Annotated in this window: 10 protein-coding genes; 3 read left to right on the top strand and 7 right to left on the bottom strand. The window is 71.9% G+C overall.

What is annotated here, in order from left to right:
• Positions 1–7: 7 nt before the first annotated feature.
• On the top strand, positions 8–844 hold the full coding sequence (locus BKI49_RS26850; RefSeq protein ID WP_095936852.1) for an NAD(P)H-binding protein: 837 nt from the start codon (positions 8–10) through the stop codon (positions 842–844).
• Positions 845–887: 43 nt separating this feature from the next.
• Here the strand turns inward: BKI49_RS26850 and BKI49_RS26845 are convergent, their stop codons facing one another.
• Together BKI49_RS26845 and BKI49_RS26840 are read right to left on the bottom strand one after the other, a co-directional pair.
• The gene (locus BKI49_RS26845; RefSeq protein ID WP_095936851.1) at positions 888–2255 is read right to left on the bottom strand and encodes a hypothetical protein; all 1368 of its coding nucleotides are present in this window, start codon (positions 2253–2255) and stop codon (positions 888–890) included.
• 152 nt (positions 2256–2407) lie between these two features.
• Entirely contained in the window at positions 2408–5431 is a 3024-nt protein-coding gene (locus BKI49_RS26840) for a glycoside hydrolase family 3 protein (protein ID WP_095936850.1), read from the bottom strand.
• A gap of 262 nt (positions 5432–5693) precedes the next feature.
• Here BKI49_RS26840 and BKI49_RS26835 point away from each other — a divergent pair, with 262 nt between their 5' ends.
• Positions 5694–7562, top strand: a complete 1869-nt coding sequence (locus tag BKI49_RS26835; RefSeq protein WP_095936849.1) for a ricin-type beta-trefoil lectin domain protein — start codon at positions 5694–5696, stop codon at positions 7560–7562.
• Between the two features lie 105 nt (positions 7563–7667).
• Here the strand turns inward: BKI49_RS26835 and cimA are convergent, their stop codons facing one another.
• The 5 genes from cimA to ureA form a co-directional block, all read right to left on the bottom strand.
• On the bottom strand, positions 7668–9272 hold the full coding sequence (cimA, locus tag BKI49_RS26830) for a citramalate synthase (protein WP_095936848.1): 1605 nt from the start codon (positions 9270–9272) through the stop codon (positions 7668–7670).
• Between the two features lie 403 nt (positions 9273–9675).
• Positions 9676–10233: a TetR/AcrR family transcriptional regulator gene (locus tag BKI49_RS26825; protein WP_095936847.1), complete on the bottom strand. Its 558-nt coding sequence runs from the start codon at positions 10231–10233 to the stop codon at positions 9676–9678.
• A gap of 82 nt (positions 10234–10315) precedes the next feature.
• Positions 10316–11356 carry an agmatine deiminase family protein gene (locus BKI49_RS26820; RefSeq protein WP_095936846.1) on the bottom strand — a complete coding sequence of 347 codons (1041 nt, stop codon included), beginning with the start codon at positions 11354–11356 and terminating at the stop codon, positions 10316–10318.
• A 26-nt stretch (positions 11357–11382) separates the two neighbouring features.
• A complete protein-coding gene (locus BKI49_RS26815; protein ID WP_095936845.1) occupies positions 11383–13092 on the bottom strand; it encodes an urease subunit alpha in 1710 nt (569 codons plus the stop codon).
• Positions 13089–13793 (bottom strand): urease subunit gamma, encoded by a 705-nt coding sequence (gene ureA / locus BKI49_RS26810; protein ID WP_095936844.1) that lies wholly within the window; start codon positions 13791–13793, stop codon positions 13089–13091. Before ureA ends, BKI49_RS26815 begins: the two co-directional genes overlap by 4 nt.
• 143 nt (positions 13794–13936) lie before the next feature.
• On the opposite strand from ureA, the gene BKI49_RS26805 reads away from it, so the two are divergent.
• Positions 13937–15391 carry a cytosine permease gene (locus tag BKI49_RS26805; RefSeq protein ID WP_257004968.1) on the top strand — a complete coding sequence of 485 codons (1455 nt, stop codon included), beginning with the start codon at positions 13937–13939 and terminating at the stop codon, positions 15389–15391.
• Positions 15392–15422: the final 31 nt, after the last annotated feature.

Here is a 15422-nt window from a genome sequence, read left to right as displayed (position 1 = left end):
AGCAATCGTGATGGTGGTGACGGGAGCCACGGGCAACGTCGGCGGGCCGCTCGTGCGGGCGCTGGACGCGGCGGGCGAGAGGGTGACGGCGGTGTCGCGCGGCACCTCGGCGACGGGCGCGGCGGACCTGCCGGCGGGGGTGCGGCACGTCCGGGCGGACCTGGCCGACCCTGTGAGCCTGCGACCGGCGTTGGACGGAGCCGAGGCACTGTTCTTGCTGGTCACCGGTGAATTCCTGGCGTCGGGCGGAGACCTGTCCGGCGTCCTCGGCACCGCTCGGGACACCGGCGTACGGCGCGTCGTTCTCCTCTCCTCGCAAGGGGTCGGCACGCGGCGTCACCCGCCCGGGCAGGAGGAGGCGGTCAAGCGCTCGGGGCTGGAGTGGACCCTGCTCCGGCCGGCCGGCTTCCACTCCAACACGCTGGTGTGGGCCGGCACGGTCCGCGCGGCGCGGACGGCCGGGGCGCCCTTCGGCGACGTCGCGCTGCCGACCGTCGACCCGCTCGACATCGCCGAGGTCGCCGCTCTCGCCCTGCGGGAACCCGGCCACGCGGGCATGACCTACGAGCTGACGGGCCCTGCGCCGGTCTCGCCCCGGCAGCAGGTCGCGGCAATCGCGGACGCCGTCGGCGAGCCGGTGCGGTTCGTCGAGCAGACCCGCGAGGAGGCCAGGGCGCAGATGCTGCGGTTCATGCCCGAACCGGTGGCGGACACCACCCTGGACATCCTGGGCACGCCGGTGGCCGAGGAACAGCGGGTGAGCCCGGACGTCGAGCGGCTCCTCGGACGGCCCGGGCACGCCTTCACGCACTGGGCGGGACGGAACGCCGCGGCGTTCAAGTGATCTCCGGCCCCGGCCGGCGGCCGGCCGGGGCCGGGGGCACGGCTCAGAAGCCGCCGCCGAAGTCCCCTCCCCCGCCGAAGTCGCCGCCCCCGCCGTCCCCGAAGCCACCGCCGAAGTCACCGGGGTCGAAGTCGGCGCCGGAGACGTCGCCGCCGTCGTAACCGCCGGCGAAGTCGCCGTACCCGGACCCGTAGTCGGAGGCGTACGAGGGGCTGGCCATCGCACTGCCGAGCAGGGTGCCGACGAGCAGGCCCGGCAGGATGCCGCCGCCGAAGTAGCCGCCCGCCCAGGGGCCGTACGCCGGACCCGCGTCCCAGTACGGACGGCGTCCGTAGTCGGTCTCGACCTCACGGACGGCCGGGGACACCCCGTCGGCCAGCCGGGCCCGGTCCGCCGCGCAGACCGGCACCTGGCGGGCCGCGCCGCCCGCCGGCGTCCATGTCGCGTCGGCGACGGACGGGCCGTGCCGCGGGTCGAAGAAACAAGGGGCGCGACGCTCGGGGAGGGGGCGGCCCTCACGGCGTGCGGCCAGCACGGCGAGCGAGAACCGGCCGTCCTCCAGGGCCTGCGTCACCGCGCTGACGTCCTCGGGCCGGGTGGCCGCCGCCATGAACGACTTCGCCTGCTCGTAGGCGTCCAGCGCACGTTCGTAGTCCGCGCGCATCGCGTCGTCCGCCCCCGCCTCCGCGGGATGGAAGTCGAGCCGGTCGAGCTCCTCGCCGAAGGCCGTGATGTCCTCGTCCACGACCACGCGGAGCTTGTCGAGCGCCGCCTTCCGTTCCTCTTCCTTGCGGCGCCGGTTGCGGCGGGCGAGCGTGTAGGCGCCCGCGCCGCCCGCCACGACCACCGCGGCGACCGTGACCAGGGCGGCCGTGGAGACGCCGCCGCCCGCCGAGCCGCTGTCCCAGCTCGCGGGGGCGGAGCCCCGGATGTTGGCGAGCGCGCGGTCCGTGAAGTCGTTCAGCTGGGTCTTCGTGTCCTCGCCCTGGACGCTGGTGACGAGATTCTGCACGGCGGTGCGGGACATCACCGCGGCGTCGGCCCGCGCGTCGAAGCGGTCGCCGAGCCGGACCCCGTACAGGCCGGTGATGCCGGTGGCGGTGCGCAGGTTCTGGAAGAGGCTCTGGGACGGGAACCCGGCCGGGAGGACGGCCACGAAGACGGGCTTGTCCGCGTCCTTGATCTTCTTGGCCAGGGCGTCGGCGTCCGCCTTGGGGAGCTGCGCGGAGGCCGCCGGATCGACGTAGACGGGGCTTTCGCGCAGGGCGGCGGCCACCGCGTCCACGTCGGTGGCCGCCTGGGCGCGGGAGACGCCGGTCGCGAGGACCGCCAGGGCGGTGAGAACCAGCGCGACGAGCAGTCCCGGGAGACCCCGCCATCCCGGGAGACCTCGGGTGCGAGCGGGCTTCATGTCTTCGAAGCTACCCGAAATGCACCGAATTGGGCATCGGTGCGGGATCCGGAACGAGGAGCGGCGGGACCAGGGGCGGGCCCGGGCGGACAGGGAGCGGGGGCGCCGGGCACTCCGTCCCCCGCCGCCCCCGCCGTTCTCGCGCCCGGGTGTCAGCCGGCCGCCTCGTACGCCTCCTTCAGCTTCGCCACCGCGCTCGCGTAGTGGCCCGTCAGCAGGAGGTGGTCGGCGTCCGCGAAGGGCTTGGCGGTCGCGGACGTGATCGTCGTGCCGATCCTCTGCTGGACGAGGAGGCGGGCCTTGGTCACGGCCGCGCGGCCCGCCGAGGCCGATCCGGCCCGGTCCGCCGCGGCGGCGACGAGGGCGAGGGCCCGCAGGGTCGCCGAGCCGCCGGCCGGGACCTTCGTGAGCGTGGTGAGGCCCCAGCCGTAGGGGAACTGCGGGTCGTAGGCCGTGTCACCGACGTTGATCGGCAGCTGGGACCCGGACTTCGGCCAGGTGACGGGCAGCCGGCCGGAGAAGGCCCGCTTCCCGTACAGCACGTCGGCGACGCCGTCGCCCTCGGTGCCCGGCAGCCAGGACGCGACGAGCGAGTCCACGGCGCCGAGGCGGTCGCCGATGAGCTGCGGCCGTCCGGAGACGATCAGCACGGCGCACTTCATGGCCGCGCACACCTTGTCCACGGCGGCCTTGTCGGCGGCGGTCAGCTCCAGGTCGTTGCCGTTGCCGACATCGCCGACGCCCTCGGCGTACGGGGTCTCGCCGACGACGACCACACCGACGTCGTAGCCGTCGGTGGGCGCCGAGGCGTCCTTGGAATAGGTGACGTCGCCGCCGGCGCGCCGCATCCCGTCGAGGATCGTCGTGCCGTCCGTGATCTTTCCGGACGATCCCTGCCAGGTGATGGTCCAGCCGCCGGTCTGGTTGCCGATGTCGTCGGCGTTCGATCCGGCGACGTAGACCTTCTGGGACTTCTTCAGGGGCAGGACGCCGCCGGAGTTCTTCAGCAGGACCTGGGACTCGGCGGCGGCTTCGCGGGCCACGGCGCGGTGCGCGGGCGAGCCGATGCGCGAGGCGCCGCTGGTGTCCGCGTACGGCTTCTCGAAGAGGCCGAGCTTGAACTTCTGGGTGAGGATCCGCGAGACGGCGTCGTCGACGCGCGCCTCGCCGATCCGGCCCGCCTTCACCTCGGCGACCAGCGCGGCGCGGAAGTCCTTGTAGGCGTACGGAACCATGATCATGTCGAGGCCGGCGTTGACGGAGGTGCGGACGTCGGACGCGTAGTCGCCGGGGAGCTGGTCGATGGCCGCCCAGTCGCTGATGACGAAGCCGTCGAAGCCCATGCGGTCCTTGAGCACGCCGTTGATCATGTCCCCGCGGGCGTGCATCTTCACCGGCCCCTGTCCGTCGCCGAGGACGTCGAGCGAGGAGTAGGAGGGCATGACGGAGCCGATGCCGCGGTCCACGGCCTCCTGGTACGGCGCCAGGTGCACGGCCTCCAGCTGCTGCCGGGTGACCTTGGTGACGCCCTGGTCGATGGTGTAGGAGCCGGTGGTGGACGAGCCGTACTCCGTGCCGCCGTCGCCGACGAAGTGCTTGGCGGTGGCCAGCACCTTGTCGTCGTCCTTCAGGTCCCTGCCGTCGCGGGCGCCCTGGAGCCCCTGGATGACGGTCTCCATGGACTCGACGAGCGCCGGGTCCTCACCGAAGGACTCGTAGGAGCGGCCCCAGCGTTCGTCGCGGGTCACGCACAGGCAGGGCGCGAAGTCCCACGGGATGCCTGTGGCGCGGACCTCGGAGGCCGTGACCGCGCCGGTCCGTTCGGCCAGTTCGGGGTCGCGGGTCGCGCCGATGCCGATGTTGTGCGGCATGATCGTCGAGCCGACGAGGTTGTTGTGGCCGTGCACCGCGTCCACGCCGTAGACGAGCGGGATCTGGAAACGGGTCGCCTGGGCCCGGAGCTGGAAGGCGTCGATCATCTTCGCCCATGCCGCGGGGGTGTTGGGCGTGGGGGTCGAGCCGCCGCCGGACAGGAGCGAGCCGAGGCCGTAGGCCGCGATGTCGCCCTGCGCGGTGACCGCGCCGCGCTCGGCCTGGGTCATCTGGCCGGCCTTCTCCTCCAGGGACATCCGGGAGACGAGGTCGGCGACCCGCTTGCGCACCGGCACCTTCGGGTCGAGGTAGGGCAGGCCGTGGGCGTCGACGACCACCTGCGGGCTCTCGGCGGGGGCCTTGGCGCCGGTGACCGTGAGCTTGAGGGGGATCGTCTCGGCGGGTTCGGCGGACCGGTCCTTCAGCGTCCGTACGTGGATCGTCCGGGAGGCGCCCGAGACGGTCCCCGCCGGGAAGGTGATCGTCCCCCTGACCGGGGTGTAGTCCTTGTCCGGATCGGCGGTCCCGCCGGCGCTCTCGTAGGCGACGGTCACCGGTTCGTCGATCGGGGCGGAGCCGGTGGTGGCGATCGAGACGCGCACGTCCGCCGTGCCGCCCTCCTTCACCGGGTGGACCGCGGCATCGGTGGTCACGGAGGCGCGCAGCGACTGGTCCGCCTTGCCGTACAGCTCGACGCCGTCCATGGCGAACTCGCCCTTGACGCCGACCGGCAGGGTGACCGCGTACCCCCACATCTGCGTGAGGCCGAGCACCTGGTCGATGCCGCCGACGGGCTGGTAGTCCGTGCGATAGGTGAAGTCGGTGAAGGGGATCTCGATCTGCTTCCAGCCGGTGAAGTCGTCCGCGAAGGACGTCGTCCACAGTTCGGAAGCCTCGCCGTGGGCGCCGCCGTCCTTGATCTCGAAGCTGATCTTCTTGCCGCTGCCGCGACCCTCCCACCAGAAGCGGATGCCCTTGTGGGCCGACCAGTCGTGGGCGGGCAGGGCGGCGGCGAAGTCGTGGGTGAAGCCGCCGTAGCCGCTGATGTCGTAGGAGCCGGTGAGGACCTTGTCGCCCTCGGGTGCGTCGGTGCGGGCGGTCAGAGCGAGCCGGGGCGGGTCGTCGGAGTCGCTCCCCCAGGTGAAGATGCCGTCGGCGGGCTGGCCGGCGAAGGGCACCTCGCCCTCGAAGCGGTCGACGGGGACGGGGGCCGGTTCGTCGGCGCCCGCCGCGGCGCTCGCGGAGGCCAGCGGCAGCAGTCCGGTGAGCAGGGCGGCGGACACGAGCAGGGCGGTTCTTCGCATGGACCTTCCCTCGAGTCTCTCCGTGCGGTGACTGAACTCGTACACTCCTCTTACGACTTAGATCACGGCGTGAGTTAACTGGCGCCCCAGGCAGCCGTCAAGACTTCACGTCAGAACCGGTACACAGGCAACTCACGGCCGGATCAGGGGAGTTGTTCCTTCGGAAACTGAACGCGCACCCTCTTGACGTGCACCCGAAGCCGTCATTTACTCACGGCTCGCACGCCCCGTCCCCCACCCCCACACAGAAGGGCGGCGCGCCATGAGGAGATCCATCCGGGCGGCCCGGCTACTCGTCGCCGGGCTGCTGACGACCGCCGGGCTGACCGCCGTCGGCACCGTGCCCGCGCAGGCCGCGGGCGAACAGGTGACCGCCTGGCTGACCACGACCGACGACGCCGGCGGGCGGCACGTCGTGCGCGGGCTCCAGGCCCAGACGCCGTTCGCCTTCCAGTCCGGCAGCGGCGGAAGCGGCGAGAACATCACCGTCGACGAGAACACCCGGTACCAGACCTTCACCGGCGGCGGGGCGTCCTTCACGGACACCGCGGCCTGGCTGATGAACAGCAGCGGAGCGCTGTCGCAGAGCACGCGGGACGCCACGATGCGGAAGCTGTTCTCGCCGACGGACGGCATCGGGCTGTCCTTCCTGCGCAACCCCATGGGCGCCTCCGACCTCGCGCGGTACGGCTACACCTACGACGACGTCCCGGCCGGACAGACGGACCCCTCGCTGTCGAAGTTCTCGATCGCCCACGACCTCGCGGACGTGGTGCCCCTGACCAAGCAGGCGCTCCAGCTCAACCCGTCCCTGACCGTGATGGCCTCGCCGTGGACGGCACCCGCCTGGATGAAGGACAGCGGCCAGCTCAACGGCGGCTGGCTGAAGGCGGAGGACTACGGCGCGTACGCCTCGTACTTCGTGAAGTACCTCCAGGCCTACCGCGACCAGGGCGTGCCCGTCGCGTACGTCACCGCGCAGAACGAGCCGACGTGCTGCTCAGGCTACCCCTCGATGAGCTGGAACGCCTCGGGGCTCGCCTACTTCACCAAGAGCGAGCTGCTGCCCAAGCTCCAGGCGGCGGGGCTGTCCACGAAGGTCCTCGCGCACGACTGGAACTGGGACGTGTACGACGCGTACGCCGCGCAGACCGTGGACGACGCGGCGGTCCGCTCGCACCCGAACTTCGGCGGGATCGCCTGGCACGGGTACGGCGGCGACGTCGGCAAGCAGACGAGCGTGCACAACCAGTACCCGGGCCTCGACGCCTTCGGCACCGAGCACTCCGGTGGCACCTGGATCGCCGACCAGCAGCGCGAGGACATGCTCAACATCGTCGACTACACCCGGAACTGGGCGAAGTCGGTGACCAAGTGGTCGCTGGCCGTGGACCAGAACCGGGGGCCGCACAACGGCGGCTGCGGCACCTGCTCCGGGCTGATCACCGTGCACAACGGGGACGGGGCGAGCGGGACCGTCGACTACACGATCGAGTACTACACGATGGGGCACCTGACGAAGTTCGTGCGGCCGGGAGCGCAGCGGATCGCCTCCACGGCCTCGTCCGCCGTGCCCAACGTGGCCTGGCGCAATCCCGACGGGTCGAAGGCACTGATCGCGTACAACGAGGCGTCGTCCGCGAAGACCGTGACCGTCAACTGGGGCGGCCAGCACGCCACCTACTCGCTGCCGGGCCGGACGTCGGCGACCTTCACCTGGTCGGGCACGCAGTCGGGCGGCGGGAGCCGTTCGGGGGCCTTCGTCGGACTCGCCGGCAAGTGCCTGGACGTGGCGGGCGGCTCGTCCGCGAACGGCTCGGCGGTGCAGCTCTACGACTGCAACGGGTCCTCGGCGCAGAACTGGACCGTGCAGGCGGACGGCTCCGTCCGGGCGCTCGGCAAGTGCCTCGACGTGACGGGCGGCTCCACCGCCGACGGGGCCAAGGTGCAGCTGTACGACTGCAACGGCACGGGGGCACAGCAGTGGTCGTACAACGCGTCCACGGGTGACGTGGTGAACGCCGCGGCGAACAAGTGCCTCGACGTGACGGACAACTCGTCCGCGAACGGCGCGCGGGCGCAGATCTGGTCCTGCACGGGAGCGGCCAACCAGAAGTGGCGGCTCCAGTAGGACCGTGCGGGCGCCGGCGCGACGACGTCCGGTCGCCGTGCGCGCCGCGCCCGCCGTCCGACAGGCTGGAGGGGCCCTCCCCGGCCCCTCCGGCCTTCGGGGCGCCTACGCCGCCGGCTCCACCCCGGCCCGCAGCAGGCCGTACGTGTACGCGTCCTCCAGGGACTGCCACGACGCCGCGATGACGTTCTCGGCGACGCCCACCGTGGACCACTCGCCGGTGCCGTCGGAGGTGGAGATGAGTACGCGGGTCGTGGAGGACGTGCCGTGCTTGCCCTCCAGGATGCGGACCTTGTAGTCGACGAGCTCCAGCTTGGCGAGCTGGGGGTAGATCTTCTCCAGGGCGACGCGCAGCGCGCGGTCCAGCGCGTTGACCGGGCCGTTGCCCTCGGCGGTGGCGACGATGCGCTCGCCCTTGGCGAAGAGCTTGACCGTGGCCTCGTTGGCGTGGGACCCGTCCGGGCGGTCCTCGACGATGGCGCGCCAGGACTCGACCTCGAAGTACTTGAGCGGCCTGCCCTCGGCCTCCGCGCGCAGCAGCAGTTCGAAGCTCGCGTCCGCGGCCTCGTAGGTGTAGCCCTGGAGCTCGCGCTCCTTGACCCGCTCGACGACACGGCCGACCAGCTCGCGGTCCCCGCCGAGGTCGATGCCGAGCTCCTTGCCCTTGAGCTCGATGGAGGCGCGGCCCGCCATGTCGGAGACCAGCATCCGCATGGTGTTGCCGACCTGCTCGGGGTCGATGTGCTGGTAGAGGTCCGGGTCGACCTTGATGGCGGACGCGTGCAGGCCCGCCTTGTGGGCGAAGGCGGACACGCCCACGTAGGGCTGGTGCGTGGAGGGGGTGAGGTTGACGACCTCGGCGATCGCGTGGGAGATGCGGGTCATCTCGCGCAGGGCTCCCTCGGGGAGCACCTTCTTGCCGTACTTGAGCTCCAGTGCGGCCACGACGGGGAACAGGTTGGAGTTGCCGACGCGCTCGCCGTAGCCGTTGGCGGTGCACTGGACGTGGGTGGCGCCCGCGTCGACGGCGGCGAGGGTGTTGGCGACCGCGCAGCCCGTGTCGTCCTGGGCGTGGATGCCGAGCCGGGCGCCGGTGTCCGCGAGGACGGTGGCCACGACGGCCTGGACCTGCGCCGGGAGCATGCCGCCGTTGGTGTCGCACAGGACGACGACGTCGGCGCCGGCCTCGGACGCCGCGCGGACGACGGCCTTCGCGTAGGCGGGGTTGGCGCGGTAGCCGTCGAAGAAGTGCTCGCAGTCGACGAAGACGCGGCGGCCCTGCGAGCGCAGGTAGGAGACGGTGTCGCGGACCATCTCCAAGTTCTCGTCCAGGGTGGTGCGCAGGGCGAGCTCGACATGGCGGTCGTGGGATTTGGCGACGAGGGTGATCACCTGGGCGCCCGAGTCGAGGAGCGCCTTGACCTGCGGATCCTCCGAAGCCTTCGCGCCGGCCCGGCGGGTGGCGCCGAACGCCACGAGCTCGGCGTGCTTGAAGTCGATCTCCTGCTGGGCGCGGGCGAAGAACTCGGTGTCGCGCGGGTTGGCGCCGGGCCAGCCGCCCTCGATGAAGCCCACCCCGAAGTCGTCCAGGTGCCGTGCGATGGCCAGCTTGTCCGCCACGGTGAGGTTGATGCCCTCACGCTGCGCGCCGTCGCGCAGGGTCGTGTCGAAGACGTGGAAGGAATCGTCGAGTTCGCTGGTTTCCGTCATGGTCTCTGGCTCCTGATGTTGGATCTCGGTCTACCGGAATGACCGGCTCCACCGTCCCCCCATGGTCCCTCGCGCTCCCTTCCCGGCTTGAGGTGGGCCAGGAAAACGAAAAACCTCTCGCGGGTGCGAGAGGTCTGCGCGCGGGTCGAGGACGACGGTGTCCGCCCGTACGTGGTGGTACGAGGCGTTCACTGCGGACCGGCGCGCCTGCTGCCAATAATCATGGCGAACGAGAGCACGGGGGCAGTCTGGCACATACCGCCCCTGTGCTCACCGGGCGTCTCAGGATGCGAACAGCGGGCTACGCGACGGTGGACACCGCGCAGGTCGGCGCACAACCCGTCGCCGCCCGCCGGCCCGCCTGGCCCGCCTCCGGTGGCGCCCGGGAGCCCTGAGGCCCTGATCAGGTGTCCGCGCGCCCCGCCCGCCCCAGCGACTCGTCCAGGAACTCCCTGACATGGCCGAGAACATGCGCCCGGTCCGTGCCGCGCAGGCCGATCGCGACATGGATGGAGAAGCCGTCGAGGAGGGAGCGCAGCCGGGCGGCGAAGCGGTCCGGGTCGACGGCGCGGAACTCGCCGCGCGAGATGCCCTCGGCGAGGAGCGCGACCAGGTCCCGGTGCCAGGCGCCCTCGATGGCGACCTGCCGTTCCCGGGCGTCCTCGTCGGCGTTCTGCGAGCGGTTCCAGACCTCCAGCCAGAGTGTCCAGTGCGGGTCGCGGTGGCCGTCGGGGACGTACAGGTCGACGAACGCGTCCAGCCGCTCGCGGGCGGGCGCGTCCCGGGTGAGCAGCCTGGCGCGCTCGGCGCCGAGGCGGCCCTCGCTCCACTCCAGGGTCCGCAGCAGGAGTTCGTCCTTGGAGTGGAAGTAGTAGAGGAGATGGCCGCTGCTCATGCCCACCTCGCGGCCGAGCGCCGCCATGGTCAGCTTCTCCAGACCGCGCTCGGCAATCATGTCCATGGCTACGGCCAGCACATCCTCCCGCGGCGGAGCGTTCTTCCTCCGCGGTGTGCGGCTTTCGGCCACGAGTGACTCCTGGGTCTCAGATCCTCGGCTGCTGCTGGGTGATGCAGTGGATGCCACCGCCCCCGGCAAAGATCGTACGTGCGTCCACCAGCGTCACCGTCCGCTCCGGGAACAGCCGGCGGAAGATCCCGGCCGCGATCTCGTCGCGCGGGTCGTCGAAGCCGCACAGCACGACGCCGCCGTTGCACAGATAGTGGTTGATGTACGAGTAGTCCGCCCAGTGGCCGTCGGCCTCCAGGACCGTCGGGGCCGGCACCTCGACGACCTCCAGCCGGCGGCCCCGCGCGTCGGTCTGCGCGCCCAGCAGCCCGACGACCTCCTTGCTGACCTCGTGGTCCGGGTGGGCCGGGTCCTGCTGGGAGTGGACGACGACCACGCCCGGCCGCGCGAAGGCGGCGACGATGTCGACGTGGCCCAGCGTGCCGAAGCCGTAGGGCGGATAGTCGCCGGTCAGTCCGCGCGGCAGCCAGATCGCCTTGCGGGTGCCGAGGTGGGCGTGGATCTCCGCCTCGACCTGCTCGCGCGTCCAGTGGGGATTGCGCTCGGGGCCGAGCTGCACGGTCTCGGTCAGGAGCACCGTCCCGTCGCCGTCGACGTGGATCGCGCCGCCCTCGTTGACCAGCTTCGAGGCGTACGTACGGGCCCCGGCCAGGTCGGCGACGTGCGCGCCCACCTTCGCGTCGTGCTCCCAGCGCGCCCAGTCCTGGGCGCCCCAGCCGTTGAACGTCCAGTCCACGGCCGCGAGCGCGCCCTTGCCGTCGGTGAGGAAGGTGGGGCCGATGTCCCGCATCCACGCGTCGTCGAGTTCACGCTCGACGGTGTCGACGTCCGGGCCGAGCAGAGCCCGCGCCTCGGCGGACTGCCCGGGGCCGCACACGACGGTGACCGGTTCGAAGCGGCGGACCGTGCGCGCCACCGCCGCCCAGGCCTCCCGGGCCCGGGCGAGGTCGTCAGGGTCGTCGAAGGTGGGGTTGGCGCCCGGCCACGCCATCCAGGTCCGCTCGTGCGGGGTCCATTCGGCGGGCATACGGAAGCCGTCGGAGGCGGGGGTGTTCATGGCGAAGGTCCTCAAGGCCGTGGCGTTTACAGGAAGTAGAGGCGGTTCAGGGACACCGAGTCGGCGGGCTCCGAGCGCAGCGGCTCACCGTCGAGGGTGACCAGTCCGGTGCGCTGGTCCACGTCGACGGCTCCGGTACGGGAGTTGAGCCGCAGGTCGGCGGGGCCGATGCCGCGGGTGCCGCGGACGGCGACGCGCCGCCTGCGGGTGGGCATCCGGTCGTTGCCCTGGTCGAGCGCGGCCTGGGCGACGAAGGCCACCGAGATCTCGGCGGGCGTGGCGCCGTGCGCCCCGAACTGCGGTCCCAGGACGAGGGGTTCACAGGTGTCGGTGGCGGCGCCCGGGTCGCCGACGACGCCGTACGCGGGGAAACCGGACTTCAGGACGAGCTGCGGCTTGGCGCCGAAGTACTCGGGCCGCCACAGCACGATGTCGGCGAGCTTGCCGGTCTCGATGGAGCCGACCTCGTGCGCGAGGCCGTGCGCGATGGCCGGGTTGATGGTCAGCTTGGCCATGTAGCGCAGGACGCGCGCGTTGTCGTCGCTCTCGGGGGCGCCGAGCTCGGCCTTCATCTTCCCGGCCATCGCGAAGGTCCGTCGCACGGTCTCGCCCGCGCGGCCCATGCCCTGCGCGTCCGACGAGGTGATCCCGATCGCGCCCAGGTCGTGCAGCACGTCCTCGGCACCCATCGTGCCGGCACGGATACGGTCGCGGGCCATGGCCGCGTCGCCCGGCAGGTCGGTCTTGAGGTCGTGGACCGACACGATCATCCCGTAGTGCTCGGCGACCGCGTCCCGGCCGAAGGGCAGCGTCGGATTGGTGGACGAACCGATGACGTTCGCAACACCCGCCATCTTCAGGACGTTGGGCACATGGCCGCCGCCGCAGCCCTCGATGTGGAACGCGTGGATGGTGCGCCCTTCCAGCACACGCAGGGTGTCCTCGACCGACAGACACTCGTTCAGGCCGTCGCTGTGCAGGGCGACCTGCACGTCATGCTCCTCGGCCACCCGCAGCGCGGTGTCCAGGGCACGCGTGTGGGCGCCCATGTCCTCGTGCACCTTGAAACCGGACGCGCCGCCCTCGGCGAGCGCCTCCACCAGCGGCGCGCCGTCGGAGGACGAACCACGGCCCAGGAAGCCGATGTTGACGGGCCAGGCGTCGAACGCGTTGAAGGCGTGGCGCAGCGCCCAGGGCGAGTTGACCCCCACACCCCACACCGGGCCGAACTCCTGGCCGATGACCGTGGTCACCCCGGAGGCCAGCGAGGCCTCCATGATGCGCGGCGACAGCAGGTGGACGTGCGTGTCCACGGCCCCGGCGGTGGCGATGAGTCCCTCGCCGGAGACGATGGAGGTGCCGGTGCCCACGACCACGTCGACACCGTCCAGGGTGTCGGGATTGCCCGCCCGGCCGATCGAGCAGATCCGGCCCTCGCGGATGCCGATGGAGACCTTGCGGATGCCCTGCACCGCGTCGATCACCACCACATTGCTGATCACGACGTCACACGTCTCGCGGACCGCGGCGGCCTTCAGGTGCAGCCCGTCACGAGCGGTCTTGCCGAAACCGGCGAGGAACTCGTCGCCGTACCGCTGCGCGTCGGACTCCACGCGCACTGTCAGCCCACTGTCACCGAGACGGATCCGGTCACCGGCACGCGGCCCGTGGGTGGCTGCGTACTCGTACGGGGTGAGGCGGCGGGCCTCGGCGGGGTGGCCTCCGGGGCGGCTCATCGCTCGACCTCCTGGTCACGGGTTTCCGGTACGCCGAGGTAGCCGCAGGCGGCGGCCCGGCGCAGGGCCTCTTCTCTGGCTCCGGGGGCGTCCAGCGGCCCGTCGACGAGGCCGGCGAAACCGATCGCGACGCGCGCGCCGCCGATGGGCAGCAGCCCGACCTCGGCGCTCTCCCCCGGGCCGAAGCGGACGGACGAGCCGGCGGGCACGGCGAGCCGCATGCCGTAGGCCGCGGGCCGGTCGAAGTCGAGCCGCGGGTTGGCCTCGAAGAAGTGGAAGTGGGAGGTGACGGAGACGGGGACGGTGGCCGTGTTGGTCACCGTCAGACGGACGGCCGCCTCGGGCTCGTCGTGCTCCGGCGCTGGCAGCAGGGCGCCCGGTGCCTGTTCGCCGAGGCCGCCGCCGATGGGGTCGCTGACCACCGCGAGTCGCGAGCCGTCGTCGAAGACGGCCTCGACGTGCACCTCGGTGACGACGTCGGCGACACCGGGCAGCACGTCGTCGGGGCCGAGCACGGACCGGGCCGCCTCGACGGCCTCGGTGAGCCTGCGTCCGTCGCGGGCGGCCTCGCACACGGTGTCGGCGATGAGCGCGGTCGCCTCCGGGACGTTGAGCCGCAGGCCTCTGGCGCGGCGTGCGCGGGCCAGCTCCGCGGCTCCGAAGAGCAGCAGCCGGTCACGTTCCGTGGGGGTCAGTCTCACGACGCGGCACCTCCTTGCTTCCCACTGATTAGAACATCACTCTAAACGCCGGATTCATGAAACGGAAACATTGACGGACGACGTTCATACGGTCCACATTGAACGTCGCTCAAACTTCAGGCGGCCGTCGAAGGAGACCAGCCATGCCGATAGAACAGCGCGGAGTCGACACCATCCCCGATGAGGAACGCACCAGCGGTCCCCGCGATCTGGTGTCGATCCTGCTCGGCTCCAACCTCTGCCTCGGCGTGATCATCTTCGGCTGGCTGCCCCCGTCCTTCGGGCTCGGCTGGTGGGCCTCGGTGAGCTCGATCGTGGCGGGCACGGTGATCGGCACCGCGCTCACGGCCCCGCTGGCCCTGGTCTCGCTGCGCACGGCGACGAACCTGTCGACGTCCTCCGGCGCCCAGTTCGGCGTCCGCGGGCGTCTGGTCGGCTCCGTCGTCGGTCTGCTCCTCGCCCTCGGCTACACCGCCCTGACCGTGTGGATCGGCGGCGACGTGATGGTCAGCGTGCTCGGCCGCCTCTTCGGACTGCCGGACGACGGACTGTCGTACGCCGTCGTCTACGCGCTGCTCGCCGCCGCCACCGTCGCCGGCGCCGTGTACGGCTACCGCGTGCTCCTCGCCATGTCCCGCGTGCTGGCCCTCGCGATGACGGCCCTGCTGATCCTCGGCGTGATCGCGTACGCGCCGCACTTCACCACGGCCGCGCTCCCGGAGGCCGGCGGCTATCTGCTCGGCTCCTTCTGGCCGACCTGGCTGCTCGCCGCCGTGGCGGCCGGCCTGTCCGGCCCGATCGCCTTCATCACGCTCCTCGGCGACTACACGCGCTACATCTCCCCGGCCCGCCACTCCTCGCGCACCGTCCTGCACGCCACCTGGCTCGGCCTGATCGCCGGACTCCTCGTCCCCCAGCTGTTCGGCACCTTCACGGCGTACGCGGCGCGGGCGGCCCTCGACTACGCGGGCCCCCTCGTCACCGCCTCCCCCACCTGGTACCTGGTCCCGCTCCTGCTGGCGGCCTCCGCGGGATCGGTCGGCAACGCGGGCTTGATGCTCTACTCGATGGGCCTCGACCTGGACGCGATCCTGCCCCGCGCCTCGCGGGCCCGCGCCACCTGCACGGTCGCCGTCGTCGCCACCGCCTGTGTCTTCGTGGGCCACTACGCCTGGGACGCGCAGTCCGCGATGACGTCCTTCGTCCTCCTGCTGACCGCCATCGGCACCCCGTGGGCCGTCATCACCCTGATCGGCTTCGCCCGCTGCCGGGGCGTCTACGACCCGGACGCCCTCCAGGTCTTCAACCGCCGCTCGCGGGGCGGGATCTACTGGTACCGGGGCGGCTGGAACATCCAGGCCACGGTGTCCTGGGCACTGGGCGCCTTCGTGGGCCTGCTGGCCGTGTCCCTGCCCTCGTACGAGGGACCCCTGCTGTCACTGACGGGCGGGGTGGACTGCAGCTTCCTGCTGTCGGGAGCGGTGGGCGGGGTGGCTCATCTGCTGCTCTCGCCCCGGCGGACATCCGACCCTGTCCTCGCCGGGGACGACCTCGCCCACGCCGACAGCGGCGTCCAGGTCGCCCGACCGGGCCGGTGAACCTGATCGCGCCCCGTGACGCGGAACCGGC

The organism is Streptomyces sp. Tue6028 (genome assembly GCF_002300165.1).
Taxonomy (GTDB): Bacteria; Actinomycetota; Actinomycetes; order Streptomycetales; family Streptomycetaceae; genus Streptomyces; species Streptomyces siamensis.
This window is presented reverse-complemented; position numbering and strand designations above follow the sequence as displayed.

Bases quoted from the DNA above. Each gene is read 5' to 3' on its own strand.
- BKI49_RS26845 (WP_095936851.1), bottom strand. From the start codon at position 2,255: ATGAAGCCCGCTCGCACCCGAGGTCTCCCGGGATGGCGGGGTCTCCCG.
- BKI49_RS26840 (WP_095936850.1), bottom strand. From the start codon at position 5,431: ATGCGAAGAACCGCCCTGCTCGTGTCCGCCGCCCTGCTCACCGGACTG.
- BKI49_RS26835 (WP_095936849.1), top strand. From the start codon at position 5,694: ATGAGGAGATCCATCCGGGCGGCCCGGCTACTCGTCGCCGGGCTGCTG.
- cimA (WP_095936848.1), bottom strand. From the start codon at position 9,272: ATGACGGAAACCAGCGAACTCGACGATTCCTTCCACGTCTTCGACACG.
- BKI49_RS26825 (WP_095936847.1), bottom strand. From the start codon at position 10,233: ATGGACATGATTGCCGAGCGCGGTCTGGAGAAGCTGACCATGGCGGCG.
- BKI49_RS26820 (WP_095936846.1), bottom strand. From the start codon at position 11,356: ATGAACACCCCCGCCTCCGACGGCTTCCGTATGCCCGCCGAATGGACC.
- BKI49_RS26815 (WP_095936845.1), bottom strand. From the start codon at position 13,092: ATGAGCCGCCCCGGAGGCCACCCCGCCGAGGCCCGCCGCCTCACCCCG.
- BKI49_RS26805 (WP_257004968.1), top strand. From the start codon at position 13,937: ATGCCGATAGAACAGCGCGGAGTCGACACCATCCCCGATGAGGAACGC.